Origin of the sequence: Roseibium suaedae (assembly GCF_900142725.1) — a bacterium.
Taxonomy (GTDB): Bacteria; Pseudomonadota; Alphaproteobacteria; order Rhizobiales; family Stappiaceae; genus Roseibium; species Roseibium suaedae.
Map to the genome: position 1 here is coordinate 437,148 of NZ_FRBW01000003.1, position 26,281 is coordinate 463,428.

The following is a 26,281-nucleotide window of genomic DNA, read 5'->3' on the forward strand; positions in this document are numbered from 1 at the left end:
GTGGCTGCGTGCCAACGGGCGGATGCGTGCCAACGGGCGGCTGCGTACCAACGGGTGGCTGCGTGCCAACGGGTGGCTGCGTGCCAACGGGTGGCTGCGTGCCAACGGGTGGATGCGTGCCAACGGGTGGCTGCGTGCCAACGGGCGGATGCGTGCCAGCGGGTGGCTGCGTACCAACGGGTGGCTGCGTGCCAACGGGCGGCTGCGTGCCAACGGGTGGCTGCGTGCCAACGGGTGGCTGCGTGCCAACGGGCGGATGCGTGCCAGCGGGTGGCTGCGTACCTGCGGGTGGCTGCGTGCCAACCGGCGGCTGCGTGCCAACCGGCGGCTGCGTACCAGCAGGCGGCTGCGTACCAGCAGGCGGCTGCGTACCGGCAGGCGGCTGCATGCCAGCGGGCGGCTGCGTACCTGCGGGCGGCTGCGTACCTGCGGGCGGCTGCGTACCAATGGGCGGTTGCGTGCCAACGGGTGGCTGTGTACCAGCGGGCGGCTGTGTACCAGCGGGCGGCTGTGTACCGGCGGGTGGCTGCGTGCCAACAGGAGGTTGGGAGCTACCGTGAGAGAGAGGCGGGATAGACGGATCAAGGGTCGCGTTCCCCCCGGACGCAGGATGCGATGCAGCGGCCGCGCCGGACAAGTGAAGCACGCCGGCAGAATGACCAGTTTGTGCCAGGTTCGAAGACGGACGAAGGCCAGTCTGATTTCCTGGTGCGGGAACTGCTCGATCTCCCTCAAAGAGATGCCTTGCCGGAGCTTCCGGCACCCCGCCTGGCGTCAAAGACGTCCCACCCATTGGCAGTTCTGACGGACTGCCAGGAGCGCGCGCAGAGTCGCTGGAGGAAACACCCCCCTGCGCAACTGGCGACGCTTCATTGCCCTCAAGAGCGGGCTTCCCGGAAGCGGATGTCCCAGTGCCTTCGCCGTCGTCGACCTTTGTCCATCCGAAGCCTTCTTCAGACTGGATCTTCCGGCTGCCCCTGATTTCTTCGGGCATGTCACCCTGACGAACAGGATTGGTTTTTCCTTCGGACTTATCGGCCATCGCGACAGCTCCTAGCGCTCGGTCAGTGCCAGATCCAGGTTCGTGTAGATCGGCTTCCAGATGTATTCGAAGACTGTTTTCTTGCCCGTCAGAATGTCCGCTTCACCGGTCATGCCTGGCAGAAGTGAATAGCGGCTGGGGTCGTCGCCGAAATGCGTGACGGGCACGGACAGCAGAACCTCGTAATAAGCGGTTCCGCGATCATCCACGATGGTCGTGGGAGAGACCTCGACCACATTGCCGCTCAAGGCGCCGTAACGGCTGAAATCGAAGGAATCGATCTTGAGCTTTGCGACCTGACCGATGGAAACAAACCCCACATCCCGGGGGGGCAGCTGCGCGGCGAACCTCAGGTCAACGTCCTTTGGAACGATTTCTGCCACGAGGCCACCAGCCTCGATGACGCGCCCGACGATGGTCTCGGGCACGGATTGCACGAAGCCATCGACCGGGCTGTGCAATTTTGTCGAGGTGACACGGCGCCTGAGACGTTCCATCTGTTCGTCCAAAGCACTGCGTTCCGCACGGATGTCGGCAATGCGTTCGCGAACTTCGGAAGCCTCGTTCAATCCGATGCGCTCCAGGCTTTCCTTCAGCTCGGATATCTGCGCCTCGGCAACGGCACGCCGGCCGGACAGGGTCGAGAGCTCGTATTCATAGCGTGCCTCGTCCTGGATAGCAGCGACCAGTTGCGGCCTGGCCGCCAGTCCGCGGTCTACCAGTTTCCGCAGGCTCTCAGTCTCCTCACGCGCCACCGCCAACTGCCGCTCGACCGCCGGCTGTTCGCTGTCAATTGCCCAAACGTCGGCTTCCTTTTCGGCAATTTGCCGGTTGATAAGATCCCGCTCATTGCCGAGGAAAGCGGAACGTGCTTCAAATGCCGCCGTTTCCCGCTCAATCAACTCTCGCACCGGTTCACCAGCAATCCTTGGCAGTTGTGAAACGCCCTCCTTGATTGCAATCAGATCTGGAGGAGCTGTGAAGGGACCAGACGCGGCTTGAAAATCAGGCTTGCGGCTTTCAACGATCGCAAGGCGCCGCTCGCGCTCCAAAGCGAGGGCGAGCGACTTTGAACGTGCTTCCCGAAGCTCGGACACCAGCTCGCTATTATCGAAAATTGCGATCAGGTCGCCCTTCGAAACGACGTCTCCCTTTCGGACAAGGACAGTCGCCAGCGCGCCGCCATGCTCACTTTGCAATCGCTGAACTTCACTGACCGGCTCAACCACCCCTCTGGCCTTGGCAATCTCGTCGACCGGGGTTGCGACAGCCCAGGTAACGAACAGGACCAGGCAGACGCCAATCGCGACAGAGGCCATATTGGTCAGCCTGACCGCCCTTCCGTCATTCAATTCAAATCGGCTATCAAGATGAGACGCAGTCATCGGCTGCTTTCCTCCGATGGTAGAAGGGATTGTCCGACCGGCTTGACGGGACCGAAGTAGACCATGCTGCCCTCGTCCAGAATGAGCGCATTGTCGGCGAGTTCGGCAAAGGACGTGTCGTGGGTCGCAAGGAGGACCGTCGCCTTACCTTTGACCGACAACAACAAGTCACGCAGGTGCGAACGGTTTCCAGCGGTCGAAGCACCGCGGGTGTCGTCCAGCAAGATGAACCGGCAATGCCCTTTTGCGCCCTCGCCATTCTCCGAGCGCAAATCTTCCGCAAGCAACGCCAATGCGCTGCAAGCTTCCTCGCCGCCACTCTCCTCGATGCGCAGAAGGCTGGTCGAGCGTGAAAGATCATCCGGGTCGTACTGGCTCGACGAGCGGCCGTTGATCAAGAGCCGTCCCGACTGCGGTGAAAGGAGGCCGGACACCAGTTTCAGGAGGCTCGATTTTCCCGAGCCGTTCGGCCCCATGACAATCGTAAAGCATCCGGAAGGACAGTCGAACGAGACACCCGTCAGTGCCGGCTCCGAACTCTGGTCATACTTGAAGTAGAGGCCTTTGCCGCTGATGTGGGGCGCACCTGCATCCAGCCGTTCGAACGACACCGACTGCGCCTGAGGTGTTCCCCAGGAAAATGCCTGTTCCAGGCCCCAGATTGCTTGCCGAATTGCCTTCAATCTTGGAATCGCGAGGAAGAAGGCCTGGGAAGGGCCTGTAACCCTCCAGGTCAGCAGCATGGTGCCGATGAGCGCCCCTGCCGTGATCGCTCCCTTCATGGCAAGAGCGATACCTATGCAAAGCGTTGTCAAGGCTGCGCCGGTTCCAAGAACATAGGCGAGAGACTGCAATGCGGCAGACCGTTGCGCCTGCCGGTGCTTCAGAAAGGCTGCCTGTCGGGCAAGCGACACGAAACGGGTAAACCAGGAAGCTCCGTGATCGATATTCTGGATGACGGACGCCTTTGCACTAAGTTCGGTGAGAGCTTCGACGCGCTTCAGGTTCGCATTCTCAAGCTGCGGCTCCGTGCCCTGCCTTGCCTCGCTTAGTACCCAGCTCAGGCCAAAGAACAGGGTCAGGTAAAGTGCCGGCACGATCGCCATCCATCCTCCAACGAAGGCGATTGAGAAGATCGAAAGCGGCACGAACGGCGCGTCGAAGATCGCAGGCGTGTTCTGGGCCGCGAACACCTCCGCACTTAAGGACGTTGCCTGCAATCTGCTCTGGAGCCGGTCGAACCCCAGCTTTTGCCGGACGGCGTGGGGCAGCCGCAAGATGCGCGAGAGCGACATCAGCCGCGTTACGGCAGCCAGGCGCGCGTATTCGGCAGCAAGGATTCTCGCCCGCATGCTCCGCAGGATCAGAATGGTCAGAAGCACGACACTTGCGCCCGTCAGAAGCGGCACAAGGCTCTCGGAAGCCTGGGCTCCCAGCACGCGATCAAAGATCGCCATCGAAAAGAACGGGATGAACAACGCGAGTGCATTGAGCACGAACGACAGGAACATGGCGGTCACTGCGACCCTGCGCATCCGGCCCCGGACCGACATCGCGTGAACCGTGGCAACGGAATGGTCCGGACTATGGACAAAAAGCAGTTTTCCGGAATGCCTCATTCGGCGGGAGACCTGATCGCGGTCAAGACCGGCGGATGAGATCGCAACCTCTCGGGTGTCCTCCCGAACGAGGGCATGAACACCTTCCCTGTCCTGAACCAATAGCGCGCCGTCGAGGCCACTTCGCCACGTCGCCGGAAGCCTCGATTCGACGCTCGCGCCGACATCGATGAGGTCGAGCACCATTGCTGCGTCATCGAGAGTCTGAAGGCCGGTTTCGCGCGACATTGCCGCCGCAAGAACGTCGCTGGACCTTCGCCAGCCAAGCTCGGCCAAGACTGCCAGCAACGCGCTTTCAAGATCTGTCTGCCGGTGCGCGCCGGACGAATTACGCACCTTAGCGTTTTCCGTGCTTTCGGTGAGTTTGGCCTGAACGTTCATTCGGCGGCCTCCCTCTTCTGCTTGGGCAAGGAGGGAAGGTCCGCAATCGCGTCAAAGTTCCTGGCAAGCCCGTCGTCCTCGTCGAACATGACAATCGTGACCTTTCCCTCAAGGGCCTTCAGGAGCCCGGAAAGCTGGTCCACACCGCGGGCATCAAGGAAAAGCGAAGGGTTGCGGAGCAGCAGGAGGTGTGGATCTCCCGACAGGGCACGAACCAGCATGAGGCGCTTCAGATGGCCGTCCGACAACGGAACACCAAGACCCGGGGCCAGGCGGGTTTCCAGCCCGTCGCGCAAGCGGCCAATCGCGTCTGCAAGACCGATTTGCTCGGAGAGCCAGACGGCCCGCCCGGTTGCTTCGGTATCAAAGGCTGTCATGTTTTCAAGAAGTGTGCCGTTAAAGACCGTCAGGTCGGCATCACAGATGGAAACGCGGAATTGCGACGCCGCCATAGGCTTGCCGTCAGCCGTGAAGACCTGGACATCTTTCAGGAAAGCCGAGCGATCCGTTTCACATCCTTCCAGTGCAAGCACGAGGCTGCGAAAGACAGACGACCCGTGCTGGTGATCCGAGGACCGAATAACGAGGCTGCTTCCCGGTACGCATTCAAGGCGGTTGCCATCGACCTCAAATCCCAGTCCGATAGTCTCCTGCCCGTGCGAGGCCGTTGTCCGCAACGAAGTGACCGAAGGCAATGCAAGCAGGGTCTGTATGCTGCTGAATGCCGACGCTGAAACCTGATGTCTTGCAAGCGCGGTCAAAAGACCGAGCAGGCCGGCAACACCCCTTTGACCGAGGATGAGACAGGCAGCGAGGCCCCCTGTCGTCATGTCTCCGGAAAGCACGACGAGAGACCCGACCCCGAGGACCAGAACGGTCGTCGCCAACCCGCCTGTCTGGCTGAGATTGAGGGAAGCGGCAAGATTACTTTCAGAGATCTCCTGGGCAACTGCCTTGCGCTTTTCGTGCAGACGCAGGCTGCCAGCAAAATCGCCCAATTCACCGTCCGCGATGATCCGGTCGATATGCTCGCGCCGGCTCATGAGCAAGGTGGCCTCGTCAGCCGACGCTTCGAACAGCTTCATCCCTGCCCGCGCTTGCCGGTATGCCGAAAAAAGAGCGAAGACCCCGAAGACGAGAAGCACCGCCAGTGGTCCGAATACTGTAGGCCCACCCAGGAACCAGACAAGGACAAGAAAGGCGATTGCGAAGGGCGCATCGAAGAGAGCAAGCATGGATTGCCCGATAAGGACATCGTTGGATCTGTTGATTGCCGTGAACAGCTCGCGGATCCGTCCGGGGCCGAAGTCGGCGCGCTTTCTCGGATCGATCGAAAGCAGCTTTTCGGCAGTCCTCAGAGAAAGCTCATACTCCGCCTGCGCGGCAAGGCGCCCCAGAATGGACGAGCGCGCGTATTTGACCAGGCCGTCGAGCACAATGGCCAGGGCCACCGCGGAGAAGATGACAATCGCCGTCCCGACCGCCTGATTGGCGAGGATCCGGTCATAAACCTGAATAAGGGCTAGAGGCAGAGCAAGCGCCAGGATGTTCGAGATCAGGGAGAGAACGATCAACCAGAGGCGCGTGACCATGAATACTGACTTCCGTTACAAAGGAACGCGTGCCCCCATCCCAGACGGGAAAGAGCCCACTCAACCATAACACGTTAAAAGTATAATTCACCTCTTCCTGAAATCTTACTTAACGTAATAGTACAAACAAATACCTACGCAATATTTACGGTGTAAAAATAAGATAAAGCATTCCTCAGCACCATGAAGCAAAACATTTGAAATGTCGATCGGGTACAGGGCGGCCGACTTCAACATCTGCGACAAAACCGATAGTCACCACGCGCCCGGCGGAAGCGACACAAAACCAAATCCAAATTGCACTTCTGGAAGGCGCGTATGTCCGCCATGCGGCTCAAACGACCCAGAAAACGCAAAAAAAACGCGATCGGAGACGATCGGGCGGGTTTTGTTTATGAATGCGGGAACAAGCTTCAGCTACGCGGTCACTTGATACGGTCCCGGCAGAAGAAAATCACAAACTGAATAGTCAGCCAAATCGCGTTTGAAGAACGATGGCCGATGGCCCCGATAATGGGCACAGATGGGACCGGCCGGAATATGCCGGCTCCCATCGCGTCCTTCTTCCTTAAAAGTCTCCTGGAGCGCATTGGAGGCAGGTGAGGCCGGCTTCGCGCCAGAAGGCGACGACGGAAGAGCGGTCATCCACGACCAGCCAGGGGCTGAAGCCGTCACTCCGGATCCGGTCAAGGGCGCTGGCCTTGGCTTCCGGATCCGGCAGGGCATCCTCATGTTCCTGGCGCAAATAGACCGCATCAAAGGGGATCTCGGCCTGGCGCAGCCACTCTTCGGTGCGGGCCTGCCAGCCAACCGGCCGGCCTGAGCAGATCACGATCTCCTCGCCCTGCGCCTTCAGATGGCGCAGCAGACGGACGATGGGCGCGATTGGCGATGCATCGGCCATGGCATCATGGAAGGCATCCCAGTGCTTTTCGACCCCATGCACCAGATGCCCGAGCCGGTCCGCATCGAATGTGGCCAGAGTTCCGTCGACATCGAAGATCACGCAATTCATTTCATCATTCCTTCCGCCAGAAGCGGTTGTTCGCGCCATGTGCCAGAGGCAGGCGTGTAAAGCAGCGGGGTGGTGTTCGGGGCGGAGGGACCTGTTGCGTCCTGACCGGTCAGGGCCCTTGCGGCCCGCACCGTGCCCGAATGGGCAACGATCACCGGCAGGCGGCTGCCCGCAAGATCCATGCATTCGCAGATCGCGGAGCCCATGCGCTGGAGCAGCGTCTCCCATGCTTCTCCGCCCTCAGGCGTGGAAAAGCGCGGCGGCAATTCTGAAACCGGGCGTCCTTCATGGACACCCCAGTCCCGCTCGCGCAGATCCTTCACGACGACGGCCGTCTGATCCGGAAAGGCAAGCAAAGCCGTCTCCCGAGCCCGTTGCTGGGGGCTGGTGAAGACCATGACCGGCTGACCATAGCTGTTGTTTGCCATGGCGGCGGCTGCCCGGCGGCCCTCTTCCGTCAACTGGGCCTCCGTGCGCCCCGCAATGAGATTGTCCCGGTTGGCATCTGTTTGCCCATGGCGGATCAGGACAAAGGGGATATGTGGCAGGATCACAGAAAGGTTCTCCCGGAAATCATGGCAGGAAACCCTGCCTGCTCCCTATAGGCTTCAGGGGCACGGCAGAAAAGCGGCGCAAACCGCTTGGCGCCGAGGCGGGCCAGCATCGCGCGCTGATCTCCCAGAGGTGGATGCACGTTCCAGCGCGTGAAATGGCCGCCAACACTGGCGACTTCACGGGCATGGGCCGTCATGTGCCCGGTGAAGAAGACCACGCCCTTCGAGCCGAGGATGCTCTCTTCCTGCCAGGCCTGCACAATGTCCCAGGCCCTACCGCCATCCGCATTGGGGGTGTCGCAGATCAGGAAGCGGGCCTCCGGGTCGAACGGCTCGTTCAGGAGCGGCGCAATCTGGTTTGCCATCGGCGCAACACCGCCTGACCGGAGCCCCTCCAGAAGCGCCTGACGGCAGGTGTCATCCAGCGAAACCCGTCCCTTGCGCATCAGATGCAGGGCGAGTTCACCGGCCCGGCCGGAAGGCGGGACCGGAAACAGCACCTGAACATCCGGAGCGAGACGATCGATCGCCTCATCAAGCGCCTTCTTGCGGTCTGCCTGCGGCACAGAATCGAGATGATAGGATGCATCGATCAGGGCTGTCCCCGCAGGAGGCGGCACATCGAAGGCGAACCACTCAGATTCTTCCGACCAGTCCCCGGAATAGAACAGCCCTTCCCTGCCGAGATCAAAATGCAGCCAGACGCCTCCCAGGGCATGACCATTGCGCCCCGTGGTCAGCCTGACGCCCTCGAGGATCATTTGCCCTTGCTCGGCAAGCAGATGCACCTGCGCCCCCGGAGGCAGGGATCTGGCGGTCTGGGCCGTCGTATAGATTGGCAGGCCGGCATCGACGACATGCTGTGCGCCGCCGATATGATCGATGTGATCATGGCTGATGAAGACAGCCTCCGCCCCCTCCAGCCATTCGGGTTTGAACGGCGACGTGTCCTCCGGACCAAAGCCCACATCCAGCAGCCATAGGTGACTGCCGGTCCACAGCCGGATACAGGCGGGCCCCTTTTCGCCAAGCCCGGAGAGAACCTCGATCCACGGGGCTGTGCTGACGGTTTGCGTCCATTCGCCTTGAACTGGTCTATCAAGCATGGGCTTCGACCGGGGCTGAGGCGCTTGCGGACGGATCACAGAAGGTCCATGGACGGTGCAGGGAAAGACGCAACTCGTCGCCGATGCTTGCCCGCACCGGGGCATGGGTGATCAAGGTTGCTCCATGGGCTGCCAGCGTCAGACGGAACCGTCCGCCCTGATAGGTACAGGCCGTGACACGGCCCGAGATCGGTCCTTCCGCATCGATCCTGAGCTGTTCCGGGCGAACGCAGACATGGGTCGGTGTCAGGGTCTGGCTCCGGGCCTCGATTTCCTGACCCAGCACATTGATGCGCACGTGGCCTGCAGCCGGTGCACTGGCATCGCGCACGGGAAGGACCGCGCCATCGCCGACGAACCCGGCGACGAAACAATCCTGAGGCTTGTCGTAAAGGTCTTCAGGGGCTGCGAACTGCCGGATGCGGCCTTTCTCCATGACGGCGACCCGGTCAGCCAGGGCCAGGGCCTCGGTCTGGTCATGAGTGACATAGACCATGGTTGCGCCCGTGCGCTGGTGGAAGGCGGTGAAGGCTTCCTGCATGGCGCCCCGCAGGGCCAGATCGAGATTGGCCAGCGGCTCATCCAGCAGGACCGCCCGCGGATCGGCCACAAGGCAACGGGCCAGAGCGACACGCTGGCGTTGTCCGCCGGAAAGCTGGGCCGGAGACCGGTCGGCAAAGGCCGTCAGCCCGGTCAGGTCCAGGGCTTCGGCCACGCGCCGCTTGCGCTCGCTCAAGGATATGCCCTTGACCTCGAGCGGATAGGAGACATTGCCTGCCACGCTCTTGTGCGGCCAGAGCGCATAGGACTGGAAGACGATCCCGATGTTGCGATCTTCCGGCGGCACAAAGGAACCGCCATCCGCAAGCACACGGTCATCCAGCGTCACGCGGCCTTTGTCGGGCACTTCGAAACCGGCGGTCAGACGCAGCAAGGTTGTCTTGCCGCATCCGGAGGGGCCCAGAAGCGCGACAAACTCCCCCTTGCCGATCTCGGCATTGATGCCATCCAGCGCCGGGGTGCCGGCATAGAGTTTCGAGACGTTGCAGAATTTCAACCCTGCCATGGCACGGTTCCTTTGGGTAGGCGGGAGGCAGAGAGCTGGACAACGGCCATCAGGCCAATCACCACCGCGACGATGGAGGAAGCCAGGGCGGACGCCATGACCGTGTCGCCACTGTCCTCGAGATTGAAAATGACGACGCCCAGCGTCTCCGTGCCACCGCTCCACAGCAGCGCCGAGACAGTCAGTTCGTTCACGGCGGTCAGGAACACCAGGATCGCACCGGCGGCAGCGGCAGGGGCCGAGAGCGGCAGAACGATATCCATCAGCCGGCGGCCAAGACGGGCACCGGAACTGGCCGCAGCCTCTTCCATCGCCGGATCCATCTGGCCGATGGCGGCCTGGACCGGCCGGAGCATGACCACGAGGAACCGGGACAGATAGGCAAGCAGAATGATTGTCAGCGTGCCGTAGAGGGTGAAGCCGAAAGGCAGGCGCATGAAGGCCAGGATGCAGGAAATGGCAAGCACCACGCCGGGCAGCGCATAGGGCAGATCGACCAGAGTGTCGACGGCCCGGGTCAGGCGCGTGGGGCGGCGGCTCATGATCCAGGCCAGCGGAATGCTGACGGCCATGAGGATCACGGCCGCAGATGCTGCCAGCATCAGCGAGTTGAGATAGGCCCGTTTGGTGACCGGCTGCCTGAACAGCACTTCCGCCCAGGCCTTGAGTGTCGCGCTTTCAAAGGTCAGCGGCACACCATAGGCAGGGATCAGCGACGTGGAGACCAGCGCCAGAAGCGGCAGGACCAGAGTGCAGAAGATGAATCCCCAGAGCACCGTCTCGACGACCGGACGTTTGCTGCCGAGGGACAGGGACAAGGGCTGAGAGGACAAACCAACCAGACCATAGGACCGGCGGCGCAGGAACAGACGCCCCATCATGACACCGGCGATGGCGACCATGCCGATCAGCAGCGCCAGCACGGCGACTTCCGCCAGCACCGATTGCCCCATTCCCGCAAGACGCTGGTAGATCAGGGTCGGCAAGGTGGAATACCGCGCGGGAATGCCAAGCATTGCCGGGATACCGAAGTTCCCAAGGGCCGTGACGAAGGTCATGGCAGCGCCCGCCGCAAGGCTTGGCAGACTGAGCGGCAGAACGATCTGCGCCCAGACTCTCCAGCCCCGTGCCCCTGCAATCCGGGCCGCCTCGACAAGATCCCCGGGGATCATGCGCAGGCCCGCCCGCAGGGTCAGGAAGATGATGGAAGCGTGCTGAATGCCCAGGAGCAGCGATATGCCCCAGGCCGAATAAAGCGGCTGCGGACTACCGAGCGGCGGTGCAATGCCGAGGGTCTTGAGCAGCACCGACGAGGGGCCTGTGACCTGCATCCAGGCGAGTGCCGTGATCTGGGGCGGGATGATCATGGGGATCATCAGGCAGAAGACCAGAGCAGCCTTGGCGCGGATGTCCGTCAATGCCACGACGAAGGCGAAAGCAGATCCGATCAGGACCGAAATCAGCGAGCCAGCGCCGGCCGTCACGAGGGAGTGCTGCAAGGCCGTCAGAGTGCTGGGCCGCGTGAGCACCTCGGCCGCATGAACCAGCGGCGCTCCGGTGCCGACGCTGATACCCTCGCCCAGAAGGCGCAGGATGGGGCCCAGGGCAATGAGGATGACCGGCAACAGCAACAGGGAAATCAGCCGGTCCGAAGACCGGCTGATCGAATTGGCAGGAAGAGCAGTCATTTTACGCCGAAGGTTTCCGCGAAACGGGCCTTGTTCGCCTCGGTTTCTGCCAGCGCCTTGGCGGCATCGAAGTCCATGAGCTTGAGCTCGTCACGGGCCGGGAAGCCTTCCGGGCTCTTCACGCCGTTGCGGGCCGGGATATAGCCCATGTCGGAGACAAGCTGCTGGCCTTCGACCGACAGGACGAAGTCGACGAACTTGTGGGCAGCGTCCATGTTCGCAGCGCCTTCCATGATCGCCACTGGCTCGGTCACATAGGTTGCGCCTTCAGCCGGGAAGACGAACTCGACCGGCGAACCGCTGGCCTTGGCGCGCAGGGCCATGTAGTCGACGAGGACGCCATAGGGCTTCTCACCGGATGCAACAGCCTTGAAGACGCCGCCGTTTCCGCCCTGAGCAAGGGTTTCGTTTGCAGCCAGCGCTTCATAATGCTTCCAGCCCAGCGACGGATTGCTGGTCAGGGCGGCCAGGTGGATCAGGGCAGCACCGGAATAGAGCGGCGACGGCATGGCCACCAGACCCTTGTATTCGGGCTTTTCAAGGTCAGCCCAGGACGCCGGCACGTCCGATGCGCCGGTGTTGTAGACGATGCCGGTGGTGATCAGCTTGGTGGAATAATAATACCCGTCCGCGCTGTAGAGAGCGGCATCATAGCCTTCAGCTTCGGGGGACTTGTAGGCGGCAAGCTTGCCGTTCTGGGCAAGACCTTCAAGTGTGACCGTGTCGGCGATCAGCAGGATGTCCGGCTGGCCGGCGCCTGCAGCCATTTCAGCGGTCATGCGGGTCATCAGCTGGGTGGTGCCATCGCGGACCCACTCGACTGTGATGCCGGGATTTGCCGCCTGGAAGGCATCAACGGTCTTCTGGGCATCCTCATTGGGCTGAGATGTATAGAGCTTCAGCGTGTCGGCGGATGCGACGGCTGGCAGCGACAGCGAAAGGAACAGCGCAAGGGTAAGGCGGGACATCGTCATCTCCGAGACAATTGTTTTCGAACGAAAGCAGATCACAGCTCTCGACCGAGGCTATTATCGGTGCCACATGACGGTAAGGTGACAGTTTACGGCAAAAATCCGGAATTTCCCTACTTGGAGGGTAGCTCCAAGCGGGGTATGCTTTTAAAAAATGGATTTCGAACGAAAATGAAAAGCCCGGAAATTGCCCGCCGCCACGATCGCATCACCAGCCTTCTGGCAAGTCATGACTCGCTGTCTGCTGCCGCGCTGGCGGATTTGCTCTCGGTCACCGTGCAGACCATCCGCAGCGATCTGCGCATGCTCGACCAGGAAGGCACGATCCGGCGGCGCCATGGCTCCGCCTATCTGCTGACGCCCGGCGACAACATTGGCTATCAGCCACGGCTCGAGATGTCGCGTGACGAAAAGGCAAGGATCGGAGAAGCGGTCGCCTCGATCATCCCGCCCGGTGCGAGTGTTGCGCTGGGAACCGGAACCACGGTGGAGGCCTGCGCCCGGGCGCTCTGCCGCCATGAGGGCCTGACGGTTTTCACCAACAGCATTCATGCCGTTCTGGCGCTGCATCTTGCGCCTCGGATTTCCGTGTCGCTGGCCGGAGGAGCCGTGCGGCTGCGCGATCTGGATTTCATCGGCTCCGAAAGCGTCGAGTTCTTCGCTGGCCTCAGGCTGGACTATGCCGTTTTCAGCGTCGGCGGCATTTCTCCAGACGGCGACCTTCTGGACTTCAACATGGAGGAAGTGCGGGCAAGACGCGCCATTTTCGAAAGCGCCCGTCACCGGATCGTGGTGGCGGACCAGTCAAAACTGGGACGCCCCGCCCCTCATGCCTTCGGCACGCTCTGGGACGCGGAAACCATCGTCAGCGGCTCGGAGATGCCCAGCCTGATGGACGAACTGGAACAGGCAGACACCCGGTTCATTCAGGTGTAGCCCGAAGAAAATCCGACGGATTGCTCATCACCTGAATTCAGGCCCCTCTCCGGCATCCGGTGCTGGAGAGACCACGAAGCCATGAACCAGCGTATGAGTTCCAACAGGCAGAGCCGCCAGCAGGTACGGGATGGCAGTGCGCGGTGAGACCACGTTCATGTGGGTCCGCAAGGACAGGCAGGGCCTTTTCTCATAGCCATCCAGGCTGCGGATCACGGAAACTCCGTTCTGACCGCGTACAGATACCTCAGCACCAGTCAGCGAGCGCTCCCCGAGTTCACTTGCATCGGGAGAGAGAACCATGTGGTCCTTGTACCAGCGGTCAACGGCAAAGCCGGTTTCGACGAGGAGCGCGGGGCGGTCGAGCGTGAAGCGATGGGTGCGCGTGAAAGTTCCCTCTCCGGTCACCTCGATTTCCGTCTCGACCCGTTGATGCCCGGAACGCCAACTGGCAAAGAGTTTGCCGTCCCGGATCTCTGCCGCCTCATTCTCCAGACGCATCTGCCAGTTGGCTCCATCATCAAAGGACAGAGCCAGGATATTATCGCCGAACTTGCCCATTTCGGCATATTGCAGAGCATTCACCTCCATGCCGAAACGGGACGAATAGGCGAACTTGTTGTATTTGTCCGCCTGCACCTTGCGGTGAACCGGGGCGGCGTAATGGACAATTGCATGTCCCTCCACACGCTGGGCGATCATGGGACCGCCTGGCATCTCCACACTGCCGGATGAAAGCGCAAGCGGCTCTTCCGCGCAGGACCAGAAGGGATGATCCTCTGCGAGCGCGAGCGGCAGGAACGCCTTCATCGCCCAATAGGGCGAGGTTGGGGAATTGTACTCCTCGCAGATCACCAGGTTGGGATAGTCATAGCCGCGCGACAGGATGCCTTCGCCGGAAAAGATCGGCTTGTCCCGCCACACGCGGATCTGCCGGGCCCATAGTCCCTTGATCGTGCCGACCGAAAGCGGCGTCTGGCCGGACACCGCAAGCGCCCCCCAGAATGCGGAGGTCGCAAAGCGGTAGGAAAGCGAGCGTCCGACGGCGAGCGTTTCGCCTGTATCCGCAAACCAATGAGAAAAAGGCCCGGCAAAAAGATCTGCCCGCTCCCGGAACAGCGCGGCAAGGGCGGTGTCAGGGGCTTCCGCATAGAGCGCGTAGAGCAGTCCATAGAAATGCATCGCAAAGCCACCATAGTGGTCGACGCCCTGCCCCTCGCCATCGCCATACCAGCCGCCTTCACGGTACCATCCGGCAAGCCGTTGCAGACACTCTTCCTCACGGGAGGCCTCAACGAGTTCCCCCCGGCCGACAGATTTCAGCGCCTCCTGCACCAGCACGGTGAAAAAGAGCCAGTTGTTGTTCGGCATGCGCTGGAACTGGATGCGGGACAGCCACCGTGCGAGATTGTCCTTTTCCGTACTGCTGAAGGGTACCCAGCCTTCCTCGGGCACGAGGAGCAGCATCAGTCCGAAGGCTGCCATCTCGACAGAACGCTGGTCGATATCGCCCGGATCTCCCCAGAACCGGGGGTGCGCGGGGTCCGTGCCTTCAGCAATGACTTTCCGGATGAGCGGCCAATGATCGAACTGGCCTCCGCCCCGCGTCAGGGGAACAATCCCCCAGAGCGGCCGGGCAATGCCCTCAAGCGCACTCGACCGCATATCATAGTGAGCCCCGCCCTCATGGAGATCAAGCGCCGCCCCCTGAGCCTCGAGACTTGCAACCAGTGGTTCGAACAGGTCACACACGCATTGCTGAAAATCCGCGCGGCTCGACAGAGGATTGGTCTGAAACTTTTCGTAATAGGCCATGGGGCAGTCCGTACCGGAAAATGAAAAGGCCGCCACCAAGATTGGGGCGGCCCCTTGCTGGGTCATTTGCTTACATCACGCCGAACAGGCGCGGCAAAGCGAGGCTGAACGCGGGAAGATAGGTGACAACCAGAAGCCCGATGAATTGCACGATGAAGATCGGCAACAGCGGCGGAATGACCCGGGTGATCTTTTCCCCCGTGATCGATGCGGAGATGAACAGAACCGTGCCGACCGGAGGTGTCACGATGCCCATGCAGAGATTGTAGACGATGATCACACCGAAATGGACCGGATCGACGCCAAGCTCCGTGACCACCGGAAACAGGATCGGCGTGAAGATCAGCATCGCCGGCGACATGTCCATGAAGGTGCCGACAATCAGCAAGGCCACGTTTATCAGCAGCAGGATGACGAACTTGTTGTCCGAGATGCCGGTCAGGATCTCGCCGATCTGATCAGGAATGCTCGCGAAGGTCATGCTCCAGCTCATCAGGCCGGAACAGGCGATCAGGAACAGGATCACACCGGACGCGTAGATGGTTTCCATGCCGACGCTGACCAGCTTTTCCAGCGTCAGCTTGCGGTAGCAGATCGCGAGGACAAGGCTGTAGAGCACCGCGACGCCAGCGCCTTCCGTTGCCGTGAATGCGCCGCCGACAATCCCGCCGATGACAAGCACGACCAGTCCGAGACTGGGTACGGCCCGCCACAGAACACCCATGACCTCCGCCATGCGGTAAGGGCTCTTGTCCGAGGCATAGCCTTTGCGCCGGGCAAAGACATAGGCCACGACCATCACCGAAAGTCCCATGACAATGCCCGGGAAATAGCCCGCCAGGAACAGGGCAACGATTGAAGCCGAGCCCCCGGTGATTAACGAATAGACGATGAACGCCCCGGTCGGAGGGATCAGCATGCCGGTCGGAGCAGAGGCCGCATTGACGGCGGTCGTCATCGGCATGTCGTATTTGTTCTCGCGCGCGATGGGCGCGATGATGTTGCCGATTGCGGTGGCCGCAGCGATGCCCGAGCCAGACAGGCAGCCGAAGAGCATGTTGGCCAGCACATTGGTCTGCCACAGGGATCCAGGAATGCGGCGTCCGATCAGCATGGCGAAGTCGATCAGCCGATGGGCAATGCCGCACTGGTTCATGATCGCGCCGGCAAGCACGAAAAACGGCAGAGCCAGAAAGCCGAAGTGATCGAGGCCGCTGAAAATCTGCTCACCGATGGTGGAACTCAGAGCGCCGAAATCGATCTGCAGGCTGAGCGTGAAGATCCCCGCCAGGGCCAGACCTGCGGATATCGACGTGCCCAGAATGAGAAACGTGAAGAACGCCCCGAAGAGAACGATCATCGAGAACGCCATCAGGTGTTCATCGACAAGATAGGTGTAGGCCTCGGACCCGCGGGCCCAAAGAACCAGAGCGATCAGAACGCCCATGCCGGCAGCGATGACCGCGATGCTCCGGACATTGCGGCGATCCTCTCGCAGCAAGAGCGAAAGCTCCAGAACCTGGGAGAGAACAATCGCGCCGCCGGTCACCAGAAGGACGCTCTGCAACCAGCCGATCGGCAGACGGAGCATCGGCGAGACCGTCATCAACCCGTCCATGATCGAGTGATATCCGCCGATGCACATCACCACGCCAAAGCCGAGCGTCAGCAGGGCATTGACGGCTCTCAGCCGGTGTTTCCCCCGTTCCCCGACAAGATCATAGAGCAGCGGCAAGTTGAGGTGCCTGCCTTCCATGAAGCAGAAAGCGCCGCCCAGAACACCAAGCCAGATGAGCAGGAAGCTCAGCAGCTCCTCCGTATAGGCGCTGGGGTTGTTGAAGATGAACCGCGCAACAACCTGATAGATGATGAGCACGCTCATCACGGCAAGGAACAAGAGGAGGGTATATTTGAGGATCGCGGTCACGGCCCGCGCCACCACAAACAGCATGTCCCCGCCACTGTCGACAGCGGCCCCTGTATTTTCCTGCGTCATGTAAGGCTACTTTCCACCCCGGCCGATGGCCCTAGCCAACGGCGATAAGAACTTCCTCATGTTCTGAAAAGGCGGCCACAAGGGCCGCCTCAGCTTTGCCCGAGGTTACTCGCGGCCCTCGATTTCAAAGATCTTGTCCAGAAGCTTGCGGGTGCCCTCGTCCTTGCGCGCTTCGGCATACATCGGCTTGACCGCTTCCATCAGAGGCGCGGTATCGATGTCGACGATGGTAACGCCATATTCCTTCGCGGCCAGTTCGGCAGCTTCATTCTGGTGCTTGTCGGCAACCGCAAGGGTTCCGGCGCTGACGCGGGCAAATTCCTCTTCCACGATCTTCAGATCGGCCGGATCCAGCTTTTCACGGAAGTCCAGGCTGGTGACGGTAAAATCGGTCAGGCGGGTCTGATCTGTCTTCAGAGCCCACTTGGCAACCTCACCCAGCTTTCCGTCATAAAGACCGGCAAGGCCACCTTCAGCCCCATCAACCACACCCTGCTGCATGCCAGCAAAGAGCTCGGAGCGGGCGAGCGGCGTCGGCACGGCCCCGAAGAGGCGCAGCATTTCAATATAGGTTGCGCTCGACATGGTGCGGATCTTCAGACCAGCGAGACCGGAAATGTCTTCAACCGGCTTGGTCACGTAAAGGGAACGGAAACCAGAGCTCAGATAGCCGAGCGGCGCAAAACGATGTTCTGCCGCAGAGGTGAACAGCACGTCCTTGACCGCCGGATCATCCATGACCTTGCCGTATTCTTCCGCAGTGCGGAAAACATAGGGAAGATTGATGGCACCGAAGGTCGGGATCAGATTTTCAAGCGTTGCGCTGTTGACGAGACCAAGGTCCACGACCCCCTTCTGGATCTGCTGCAGATAGCTTTCCTGACTGCCGAGCACACCATTCCAGAAGAACTTGAATTTCACGCGGCCTTCGGTGCGCTCTTCGACGCCAGCGGCAAAATTGTTAAGGGCTTCCGCCGTCGATCCGTTGTTGGCGATGTTGACGGCGAACTTGTAGGTCGCGGCCTCCGCCTGGACAGACAGAGCAGCAACAGCGCCCGCGATAAGCAGCGCCTTCTTGAAAAGTTTCATCGAATTCCTCCTGAGATTTCAATTGTCCAGACGGTTAGCTGCCGTCACTGACCGGCTTCGGCATCCTGTTTTCCAAGTCTGCCGTCTCGCCTTTGCCTGGCTCTGGAGCGCCTCGCATCACGACACGTTTCGCCCCATTCCTCCCGGCGAACAAGCCCAGACCGGTCAATAGGCAATGCGGATAGCATGATCATTTTTCCAATTCCACAAAAACTTTCTTCATTTGCGAAAAGTTTCTTATTGAGAAATTTTTCCTCAATGTTAGAAAACCAGCCACTTCAAAACTGACCGGGACCGGATTTCCGATATGAACGCTGCCGCCAACCCCTATTTCGCAAGCCGCACCATTCCCCGTGCCCGGACGATCCATCAAAAGGCGCTTGAGAGAGTTGTCGCCCGTCTTGAAGAGATGATGCCGGTGATCGGCCTGCGAAATCCGAAGATCGGCGGAGAAGGCAATGCATGGCACTTTTGCAATCCGGGAGACTGGGTCATCAGCTTTCATTCCGGGCAGCTCTGGCTTGCCTACCAGCTCACGGGGAAGGAAAGTTTCCGGAACGCTGCCCAGGCCAGACGGCCAGACTTCCGCTATATCCTTGAACACCGCAAGGTGCGCGACCATGACCTGGGCTTCCAGTTCTCGCTGCATTCGGTGGCCGACTGGCAAATGACCGGCGATGCGGAGGCCCGCGGCATGGCGCTTGAAGCGGCGAAGATGCTGCTCGCACGCTTCCGCGAGGAAGGCGGATATATCCAGGCCTGGAACCCGACCGGCACGGTCGACCGCGAGCGCGCAGCCTATGTCAACGGCAGGATGATTGCCGACTGCATCCAGAACCTGGCCCTGCTTTACTGGGCGCACCGGGAGACCGCCATCGAGGACTTCCGCCTCGTCGCTGACATGCATGCGGACACAAGCCGCCGGTATCTGGTGCGCGAAGACGGAACCAGCTTTCACACCTATCTCTTTGATCCTGCGTCAGGAAAGCCCCTGAAAGGCCAGACCCACCAGGGTTACCGCGATGGTTCCTGCTGGTCCCGTGGCCAGGCCTGGCTGCTTCATGGCTTTGCCCAGTGCTACGCAACAACCAGGAATCCCGAGGACCTTGAGACCGCCCGGATGCTTGCGGCGGCAACAGAACGGTTGATGGGCGAAACATCCGTGCCGGTTTGGGACTTCAGCGTTCCGGAAACTGAACCCCGGCCCTTGGACAGTTCCGCCGGAGCCATCCTGTCGGCAGGCCTCTATATCCTGGCTTCCGTCTGCGAAGGCGCAGAAGCCGAACGGTGGCGAGCCCTTGCCGACCGTCTGCTGGACGGATTGCTGGACCAGTGTGACCTGACCACCGTGCCCGGGGCTCAGGGCCTTCTGGCCCATGGCGCAGCGCATGTTCGCGCTGGCCAGAGCGACGCCATGCTTCCCTATGGCGACTATTACTTCATGGAGGCCCTGATGCGCTCCCTCGGACATACCCGGTTCTTCTGGTAGGAAGCCCCGCAAAAAGACTAGCAAAAACATTGATTTCCGGGTTAATTCTCTCCCATCAGGAAATTTTTCGCTTTGCACCGCCAGGATTGAACGATGGATCACAAACAGGGGCCGACACTGAAAGACCTTGCGGAAGCCAGCGGTCTTTCCATCGCGACGGTCTCCAAGGTGCTCAACAACCGGGACGGGGCGAGCCCGGCAAACCGGGAAAAGGTGCTGAAGCTGGCGGCTGACATGGGCTATCAGGCGCGGGGCTCCAAAGCAGCGGTGCCGGAGCGGCTGACCCTTGTCATGCTGGACCGGTTTGTCACCAACAACACCTTTTACAACGAGATCGTTGACGGGGTCTTGGCCGAGGCCGGAAACGAACTTATTGCGACAGATGTGCGCGTGCTCGCGTCAGCAACGCTCTGTGCTTCCGATATCGAACAGCTTCTGGCCGAAAGTCCCGGCCCTCTGGTGCTCATCGGCATTGACCGGCGGGACATCACGGAGGCGGTACACCGGTCTGCAACCCCTGCCGTCATCATCAACGGCATGGACCGCGACATGAACATTTCGAGCGTGTCTCCGGACTATCATTTCGGCGGCTGGGCAGCGACCAGCGCCCTTCTCGATCTCGGCCACCGCGACATTGTCCATGTCACCCATCCCTATCGCGAGTCGATCAAGCGCCGCCTTGACGGCTTCCGCGATGCGCTGGAAGAAGCCGGCATTGCCTTTGATCCGGATCGCCATCTCCTCGACCTTGGCGACCCCAATCTGGTCAGCATTGAAGCGCGCGCCTCCATCGAACGCTTCCTGGACAAGCGGGGAAGTGTGCCAACCGCCTTCTTCTGCGTGGCGGATATCGTCGCGCTGGCGGCCATCCAGGCCCTGAAAGGCAGAGGGCTCTCCGTTCCCGAGGATGTCTCGGTGATCGGCTTCGACGATCTTTCGATTGGCGCTCACTCCAATCCGCCACTGACGACGGTCCGCATCGACCGGCAGCAGCTTGGCCGCAAGGCCGTGCGTCTGCTGCTGGAGCGCTGGTCCCAGGCAGACACCTCTGTCGAGCGCATCAACATGGGCGTCCGCCTCATCACCCGGCAGTCATCAGGTCCCGTCCGCACATCTTGAGGCAGGCATCTGCCTGGCGGGTGACGCGATCATTGGCTGCGCCTGCTGACGACAACGCCAAAGGCAAGCGCTCCGAACGCGCAGGCAATCAGTCCGGCGGGCACATCCCAGGGGAAAGCGATCATACGGCCGGTCCAGTCCGCAGCAACCATCAATGCTGCGCCTCCGAGCGCACATCCGGCAGCCTGAACCATGGGCCGCCGCAAGCCGCACAGGCGGACCAGGTGAGGAACCACCAGGCCGACGAAGGTGACCGGACCGATCAGGACGGTTGCCACACCCGTCTGCAGGGCCACGAGAAGAATGATCCAGAAGCGGGCGATCTTGATTTCGACCCCCAGCGCAACAGAAACGCTTTCCCCGATCGGCAAGATCTCGAGCCAGCGCCTCAGAAACGGAAGAACGGCCAGCGTGATTGCCAGCACAAGCACCGCCACGGATGCGTCAAAGCCGGTCACCGAGTAGGTCGATCCGGACAGCCACCCCAGAAGACGCGTCAGCCGGATATCGCCGAAGTAGATCACCGTCGACAGCAGCGATCCGCTCAGTGCGGTGATGGCCAGCCCCGTGATCAGCAACCGTTCCGGCGCATAGTGCGAGCGGCGCGCAAGCCTCAGCGCGATTATCAGAAAGATCAAGGCCCCCACCGCAGCAACGAGCATGGTCTGCTCTCGGGACAATGGTGGCAGGAAGAAGATGACCGGGAGCATGACAAGCGTTGCCCCGGACGAGACGCCGATCATTTCGGGACTTGCGAGACTGTTGCCTGTCAGCCGCTGCATGAGGAACCCGGAAAGCGCGATCATGCTGCCCGCGCCAAGCGCAGCGACCACGCGCGGCAGCCGCCAGGGCAGAAGCTCAGGGAAGTTATCGAACGATGCCCAGACAAAGCTGCTGTCGCTCCGCCCCAGGAACAGGGCAAGGCAAGTAACGATGACAAGCAGAAGCACCAAGGCCGACAAAAGCGCTCTGCCGGTGAAGCGCTGCGGGCGCCACTTCAGCTCGAACCGTGTGCCCGGGCTTGTCCGGGTTCGACCCGAGTGAAGGAGGAAAAGAAGCAACGGGGCCGCAAACAAGGCGCAGACCGTCCCTGCCGGGATGGCCATGATCCCCTCACCCCGTTGCAGCACCTGATCGGTGACAAGGAGCAGGCCGGCTGACAGGACGGAGGAAAGCGCAGCCCGATGCAGAAAACGCCGGGCACCGAGCAGCTTGGCAAGCGTTGCTCCAGCAAGGCCGACAAAGGCCAGCAGGCCAATGTGAGCGGTCACAAGCGCAGTCGCTACCGCTGCCAGACCAACCGCCAGAAGCCTCACCATCTTCGGGGAAAGCCCCAGACTGCCGGACACGGTATCCTCGAGATCCAGCATGGACAGTGGCTTTCGCAGCACCACGATGATGAAGGCCAGCAGAACAAGCCCGGCAAGGAGCAGTCTGGTCACGTGCCAATTGTTCTGAACCAGGGACCCGGCCTGCCACAGAAGCAGGTCCGCAAGATCCTCGTAGCGGGTGAGGATCAGCACCGAGGTCACGGCATCGCACAACAGGGCAAGCACAAGCCCGTTCAGGACCAGAAAGAGCGGCGACATCGCCTGGCGCATGGAAAGGCCGATGACGATGACCAGCGCCAGAATGGTACCTGCGAGCACAGGCAAGGCCAGACTTCCGGACAGCGCAGGAAACCAGACAAGCGACCCAGCCACACAAAGACGGCTTGCGGACAACAGGCCAGTGGTGCCGGGTTCGGCAAGCGGATTGCGGAGGCCCTGCTGCAGGAGCGTCGCCGACAGGCCAAGCAGCGCTCCTGCCAGGATCGCAACGCAGAAACGCGGCAGCGTGGCACTGAGCAGCTGAACGGACGCCAGACTGTCAGGAGATGTGGCGCGCCACGGCAGCCCGTCATTCAGACCCGTTGCCTGAAGGTGAGTGACAAGCAGCAACAGCCCGAGGACAAACGGCGCGATCACATACGCGCTGCGGCCTGCCGACCAGCCATCGACGGGTTCAGCCATGAGCGAGCGCTCCCAGATGAAGCCGGAGTTGCTCGGCAAACCGTCCGGCCGAATGGATTCCGCCATTGGGATAAATCACCGGAATGCGAACGACGCGCCCTGCGCGAACCGCAGGCAGGACGTTCCACAAGGCATTTTGCTCCAGCCGGGAAACAGCAACATCCGTCTCGGCTCCCCGGTCGAAATGGACGATGACCGCCTCTGGATCTTCAGCAAGACGCGACAAGGCAGCATTCGTCACACCCGCACCATTCACCCTGCCGGTGAACGCGTTCTCCAATCCGACCCGCGCCACGACATCGGCCAGCATGCCATTGCCGCCGAAGAGGGCAATGTTCCGGCCATCCCGGTTGAAGCGGCAGATATAGATCTTCCGGCCAAACCCGCTGAGCCGGGAGGATGCCTGTTCGATCGCCTGCCACATTCCAGCAATCGCAGCCTTGGCTGTGGCCTCCCGGCCAGTCATGGCAGCAATCTGCTGAAGCAAGGCCTCGGAATGGGAAAGGGCCGGAACCTTCCCCGGGAACACCTTGACCGGAATGACAGGAGCAATCCGGTTGAGCGATTGCAGATTGGGCGCCTGCCAATCCGCCACCAATATGCCCCCGGGTGAAATGCCCTGCAGGAACTCTCGATTGGGCTCGTTGAACGGTCCCAGATCCTTGACAGCAACCGGCAATGCCGGACTGGCCACCAGACGCCGGTAGAGCGGAATGTTGGAAATCGCGAGCGGTGTCTCTCCGAGTGTCAGCAGCATTTCCGTAATCAGCAGATCGAGACTGACAAGCCTTGCGGAGGAAAAGCCACTGGCACCTGACGGACGCCCTGACAGCAGAATGCCGGGAGCAGCAAGAACTGCCCCCAGCACGGATCTTCGAGACATCCTCACATCGACTACCACTTGTAGGACAGGGTCGCCGAAATCGTCATCGGCTCGCTGTAGCGGCAACCGTCCGAGGAAACGCAGGTATAGTATTCCTTGTCGAACAGGTTGCGGGCGTTGAGCTTCAGATCGAGGCCATCGAACCTGTCATCGAACTTGCCCAGATCAAGGCTGGCCATGGCATCGACCAAAACGTAGCCGGGCACGTTGCTCGTGCTGTCGGTCAGGTTCGTCTCACCCACATACCGGACGCCTCCGCCAATGCGCACCCCTGCCAAGCCGAGATCATCCAGCCCATAGTCGGACCAGAGCGAGAAGCTGTGACGGGGCACGAGCGCGACCTGTTCGCCGACTTCTGCCGGCTTTGCGCTCTTTGTGATCTTTGCATCCGTGAAGCTGTAGGCCGCCACGAGACCCAGGTTGCCAAAGTCTCCCCGGGCTTCCAGTTCGACACCCCGGGAATGAACTTCGCCATATTGGTAGGCGTTGCCGGTCGAGCTGTATGACACCACATTGGTCTGGTTCAGGTCATAGGCCGCAGCCGTGAACTGAAGGTTTGTGCCCACGGGCTGGTAGCGAAGTCCAACCTCATATTGCAGCCCCTCATTCGGCTTCAGCGCACCGCCGGTCAGATAGTCCGTGCCGACCTGCGGAAGGAAGGACTGGCTGACACTGGCGTAGGGCGCAAGACCGTTGTCAAAGAGGTAGACCAGACCAGCGCGGCCGGTAAATGCGCTGTCTGTCTGATCGGTCACCTTGCCCGTCTGGTAGCTCTTGGAACTGCTGTCCGACCAGTCCTGACGGCCACCGAGCAACAGGATCAATCGGTCATCGAACTTGATCTGGTCCTGCAGGTAGAGGCCATACTGGTTGCCGATGCTGTCAGAGCCGCGGTCCACGGCATAATTGACATTCGGACCGCCGGTGTTGATGCCGGTTGCAAGGTCTAGCGTGCTGTAGCTCCCGCCACGATAGCGGTGGCTGTCATAGGAGCGGCGGTAGAAGTCAAACCCGCCCAGCACCGTGTGCTCGGCACCCAGCGCGTCGAATTTATATTCCAGCGAATTGTCGGCGGTCATCCCGTAGGACGTTTCGCTGCGGGCCGAGGCAAGACGCGTCATCACCCCACTGGCGCTGATCGGCGTCAGGTTGCCCATCATGTAGTTCCACGTCACATCGGCCTGGAAATACCGGGCAGCACTGCGAAGCTTCAGGCCACTGTCGAACTCATGCTCGAATATGCCGCCGGCGGTGTAGGTATCCGACTGATAGGTGTCGAAGCCGTCGATGCCGGTATAGGCATTCCGCGGCAGCTTTCCGGACGTGACGTCCGTCAGCAGATAAGGCGGCGCAAAGCCCGTGTCGACATGCTGATAGCTGCCAAGCAGGGTCAGTGACGTCGTGTCATCAGGACGCCAGGTCACGGCAGGGGCGATATAGACCTTGTCGTCCTTTGTGTTGCCGACCCAGTTGTCCGCATTGCGGTAAAGACCGGTCAACCGATAGGAAAACACTCCCTCCTCATCGATCGGCCCGCCAAAATCAGCAGAAACCTGTTTCTTGTCATAGCTGCCATATTCGACATTGACCTCGTGAAGCGGCGTATCCGTTGGCCGCTTGGAGATCCCGTTGACCAGCCCCCCGGGAGAGACCTGGCCATAAAGCATGGATGAAGCCCCACGCAGCACCTCGACGCGTTCCAGGCCGTAGGGCTCCTGCCCCCCGTCATAGACGTTGGACTGGTATTTCATGCCGTCGCGCAAGGTGCCGGTGTTGCCGCTCGCGCTGTTGAAGCCGCGGATCATGAAGTCATCGACCATGCGGCTGAAGCCACCGGACTGGGTTGAAATGCCCGGGGTGTAGGTCAAGCTGTCGGCCAGCGAGCCTGCACCCTGGTTTGTAATCTGATCAGCCGTGACAACGCTGATGGATTGCGGGGTCTCGATGATCGGCGTGTCGCTCTTGGTGCCGGAGGAAGAGCTGTCGGCGCGGTAGCCTTCCACCCGGTCATAGGCCCCGCCCCCTTCGGCCACGATCGGCGCAAGCATCGTGGATCCGTTCGGATCCGTGGGCAGGCCTGCGGATTCTGCACCAAGGATGGTGACGGCGGCATCGCCCGTGAAGCTGTAGCGCAGGTTCGTGCGGGACAGCAGCATGGCAAGAGCATCCTGCGACGACATCTGCCCCTTGATGGCCGGTGCAGTCACATTGGAGGCGATTGCGGTTTCATAGGCAATCTGGACGCCCGATTGCATGGAGAACTGCCGCAAAGCACGAGAAAGCGGAGCGGATTCGATGTTGAAATTGTAGGTCCGTTGAGCCTGGGCATAAACGGAATGAGGCGGAAAAGCCGCAACACCTACAGCCCCGACAGCCACACCCGCCATCAGCATCCGCAGTGCCGAAGACCTCGTCCGCGACCCCTTGTTATGTCCTGACTTGCCCATTTCAATCGTCCCCATGCCTAAATCAACGTGACAGCGCGCAGGTTTCGGCGCTTTTGAAATGTTGACGTTTACAGGC

The 26,281-nt window shown here is 61.0% G+C and carries 18 protein-coding genes; 3 read left to right on the forward strand and 15 right to left on the reverse strand.

Going from position 1 to position 26,281, the window contains the following annotated elements:
- Positions 1–1,053: 1,053 nt before the first annotated feature.
- From BUA94_RS15460 to BUA94_RS15500, 9 genes are all read right to left on the reverse strand, one after another.
- On the reverse strand, positions 1,054–2,427 hold the full coding sequence (locus tag BUA94_RS15460) for an HlyD family type I secretion periplasmic adaptor subunit (protein WP_084082053.1): 1,374 nt from the start codon (positions 2,425–2,427) through the stop codon (positions 1,054–1,056).
- Complete coding sequence (locus BUA94_RS15465; protein ID WP_073014215.1) at positions 2,424–4,427, reverse strand: ATP-binding cassette domain-containing protein; 2,004 nt, start codon at positions 4,425–4,427, stop codon at positions 2,424–2,426. Before BUA94_RS15465 ends, BUA94_RS15460 begins: the two co-directional genes overlap by 4 nt.
- Complete coding sequence (locus tag BUA94_RS15470; RefSeq protein ID WP_073014216.1) at positions 4,424–6,019, reverse strand: ABC transporter transmembrane domain-containing protein; 1,596 nt, start codon at positions 6,017–6,019, stop codon at positions 4,424–4,426. The genes BUA94_RS15465 and BUA94_RS15470 overlap by 4 nt, the downstream gene beginning before the upstream one ends.
- Positions 6,020–6,587: 568 nt before the next feature.
- Positions 6,588–7,034 (reverse strand): phosphatase domain-containing protein, encoded by a 447-nt coding sequence (locus BUA94_RS15475; protein ID WP_073014217.1) that lies wholly within the window; start codon positions 7,032–7,034, stop codon positions 6,588–6,590.
- Positions 7,031–7,588, reverse strand: a complete 558-nt coding sequence (locus BUA94_RS15480; RefSeq protein WP_073014218.1) for a histidine phosphatase family protein — start codon at positions 7,586–7,588, stop codon at positions 7,031–7,033. The genes BUA94_RS15475 and BUA94_RS15480 overlap by 4 nt, the downstream gene beginning before the upstream one ends.
- Positions 7,585–8,694, reverse strand: coding sequence for an MBL fold metallo-hydrolase (locus BUA94_RS15485; protein ID WP_175558057.1), 1,110 nt, complete (start codon positions 8,692–8,694; stop codon positions 7,585–7,587). Before BUA94_RS15485 ends, BUA94_RS15480 begins: the two co-directional genes overlap by 4 nt.
- Complete coding sequence (locus BUA94_RS15490) at positions 8,687–9,760, reverse strand: ABC transporter ATP-binding protein (RefSeq protein WP_073014219.1); 1,074 nt, start codon at positions 9,758–9,760, stop codon at positions 8,687–8,689. The genes BUA94_RS15485 and BUA94_RS15490 overlap by 8 nt, the downstream gene beginning before the upstream one ends.
- Positions 9,748–11,448 carry an ABC transporter permease gene (locus BUA94_RS15495; protein ID WP_073014220.1) on the reverse strand — a complete coding sequence of 567 codons (1,701 nt, stop codon included), beginning with the start codon at positions 11,446–11,448 and terminating at the stop codon, positions 9,748–9,750. The genes BUA94_RS15490 and BUA94_RS15495 overlap by 13 nt, the downstream gene beginning before the upstream one ends.
- Positions 11,445–12,416, reverse strand: a complete 972-nt coding sequence (locus tag BUA94_RS15500) for an ABC transporter substrate-binding protein (RefSeq protein WP_073014409.1) — start codon at positions 12,414–12,416, stop codon at positions 11,445–11,447. Before BUA94_RS15500 ends, BUA94_RS15495 begins: the two co-directional genes overlap by 4 nt.
- 174 nt (positions 12,417–12,590) lie before the next feature.
- On the opposite strand from BUA94_RS15500, the gene BUA94_RS15505 reads away from it, so the two are divergent.
- Positions 12,591–13,355, forward strand: a complete 765-nt coding sequence (locus BUA94_RS15505; RefSeq protein ID WP_073014221.1) for a DeoR/GlpR family DNA-binding transcription regulator — start codon at positions 12,591–12,593, stop codon at positions 13,353–13,355.
- A gap of 27 nt (positions 13,356–13,382) precedes the next feature.
- On the opposite strand, the gene BUA94_RS15510 is transcribed toward BUA94_RS15505, so the two are convergent.
- The 3 genes from BUA94_RS15510 to dctP all read right to left on the reverse strand — a co-directional run bounded on the left by BUA94_RS15510 (position 13,383) and on the right by dctP (position 18,255).
- Entirely contained in the window at positions 13,383–15,170 is a 1,788-nt protein-coding gene (locus BUA94_RS15510; protein ID WP_073014222.1) for a DUF2264 domain-containing protein, read from the reverse strand.
- A gap of 70 nt (positions 15,171–15,240) precedes the next feature.
- Complete coding sequence (locus BUA94_RS15515; protein ID WP_073014223.1) at positions 15,241–17,166, reverse strand: TRAP transporter large permease; 1,926 nt, start codon at positions 17,164–17,166, stop codon at positions 15,241–15,243.
- Positions 17,167–17,271: 105 nt separating this feature from the next.
- Entirely contained in the window at positions 17,272–18,255 is a 984-nt protein-coding gene (dctP, locus tag BUA94_RS15520; protein ID WP_073014224.1) for a TRAP transporter substrate-binding protein DctP, read from the reverse strand.
- Positions 18,256–18,562: 307 nt separating this feature from the next.
- On the opposite strand from dctP, the gene BUA94_RS15525 reads away from it, so the two are divergent.
- On the forward strand, positions 18,563–19,744 hold the full coding sequence (locus BUA94_RS15525; protein WP_084082054.1) for a glycoside hydrolase family 88 protein: 1,182 nt from the start codon (positions 18,563–18,565) through the stop codon (positions 19,742–19,744).
- A 93-nt stretch (positions 19,745–19,837) separates the two neighbouring features.
- On the forward strand, positions 19,838–20,863 hold the full coding sequence (locus tag BUA94_RS15530; RefSeq protein ID WP_073014225.1) for a LacI family DNA-binding transcriptional regulator: 1,026 nt from the start codon (positions 19,838–19,840) through the stop codon (positions 20,861–20,863).
- A gap of 29 nt (positions 20,864–20,892) precedes the next feature.
- On the opposite strand, the gene fhuB is transcribed toward BUA94_RS15530, so the two are convergent.
- The 3 genes from fhuB to BUA94_RS15545 are packed head-to-tail and all read right to left on the reverse strand — an operon-like array spanning position 20,893 to position 26,220.
- Complete coding sequence (gene fhuB / locus BUA94_RS15535; RefSeq protein WP_175558058.1) at positions 20,893–22,875, reverse strand: Fe(3+)-hydroxamate ABC transporter permease FhuB; 1,983 nt, start codon at positions 22,873–22,875, stop codon at positions 20,893–20,895.
- Positions 22,868–23,743, reverse strand: a complete 876-nt coding sequence (locus BUA94_RS15540; RefSeq protein WP_208980112.1) for an ABC transporter substrate-binding protein — start codon at positions 23,741–23,743, stop codon at positions 22,868–22,870. The genes fhuB and BUA94_RS15540 overlap by 8 nt, the downstream gene beginning before the upstream one ends.
- Positions 23,744–23,769: 26 nt before the next feature.
- Positions 23,770–26,220: a TonB-dependent siderophore receptor gene (locus tag BUA94_RS15545; RefSeq protein ID WP_208980113.1), complete on the reverse strand. Its 2,451-nt coding sequence runs from the start codon at positions 26,218–26,220 to the stop codon at positions 23,770–23,772.
- Between the last annotated feature and the right edge of the window lie 61 nt (positions 26,221–26,281).

Coding starts and splice junctions, on each gene's coding strand:
- dctP (WP_073014224.1), bottom strand. CDS start 18,255: ATGAAACTTTTCAAGAAGGCGCTGCTTATCGCGGGCGCTGTTGCTGCT.
- BUA94_RS15495 (WP_073014220.1), bottom strand. CDS start 11,448: ATGACTGCTCTTCCTGCCAATTCGATCAGCCGGTCTTCGGACCGGCTG.
- BUA94_RS15505 (WP_073014221.1), top strand. CDS start 12,591: ATGAAAAGCCCGGAAATTGCCCGCCGCCACGATCGCATCACCAGCCTT.
- BUA94_RS15525 (WP_084082054.1), top strand. CDS start 18,563: ATGAACGCTGCCGCCAACCCCTATTTCGCAAGCCGCACCATTCCCCGT.
- BUA94_RS15510 (WP_073014222.1), bottom strand. CDS start 15,170: ATGGCCTATTACGAAAAGTTTCAGACCAATCCTCTGTCGAGCCGCGCG.
- BUA94_RS15485 (WP_175558057.1), bottom strand. CDS start 8,694: ATGCTTGATAGACCAGTTCAAGGCGAATGGACGCAAACCGTCAGCACA.
- BUA94_RS15545 (WP_208980113.1), bottom strand. CDS start 26,220: ATGGGGACGATTGAAATGGGCAAGTCAGGACATAACAAGGGGTCGCGG.
- BUA94_RS15490 (WP_073014219.1), bottom strand. CDS start 9,760: ATGGCAGGGTTGAAATTCTGCAACGTCTCGAAACTCTATGCCGGCACC.
- BUA94_RS15500 (WP_073014409.1), bottom strand. CDS start 12,416: ATGTCCCGCCTTACCCTTGCGCTGTTCCTTTCGCTGTCGCTGCCAGCC.
- fhuB (WP_175558058.1), bottom strand. CDS start 22,875: ATGGCTGAACCCGTCGATGGCTGGTCGGCAGGCCGCAGCGCGTATGTG.
- BUA94_RS15470 (WP_073014216.1), bottom strand. CDS start 6,019: ATGGTCACGCGCCTCTGGTTGATCGTTCTCTCCCTGATCTCGAACATC.
- BUA94_RS15515 (WP_073014223.1), bottom strand. CDS start 17,166: ATGACGCAGGAAAATACAGGGGCCGCTGTCGACAGTGGCGGGGACATG.
- BUA94_RS15475 (WP_073014217.1), bottom strand. CDS start 7,034: ATGAATTGCGTGATCTTCGATGTCGACGGAACTCTGGCCACATTCGAT.
- BUA94_RS15530 (WP_073014225.1), top strand. CDS start 19,838: ATGGATCACAAACAGGGGCCGACACTGAAAGACCTTGCGGAAGCCAGC.
- BUA94_RS15465 (WP_073014215.1), bottom strand. CDS start 4,427: ATGAACGTTCAGGCCAAACTCACCGAAAGCACGGAAAACGCTAAGGTG.
- BUA94_RS15460 (WP_084082053.1), bottom strand. CDS start 2,427: ATGACTGCGTCTCATCTTGATAGCCGATTTGAATTGAATGACGGAAGG.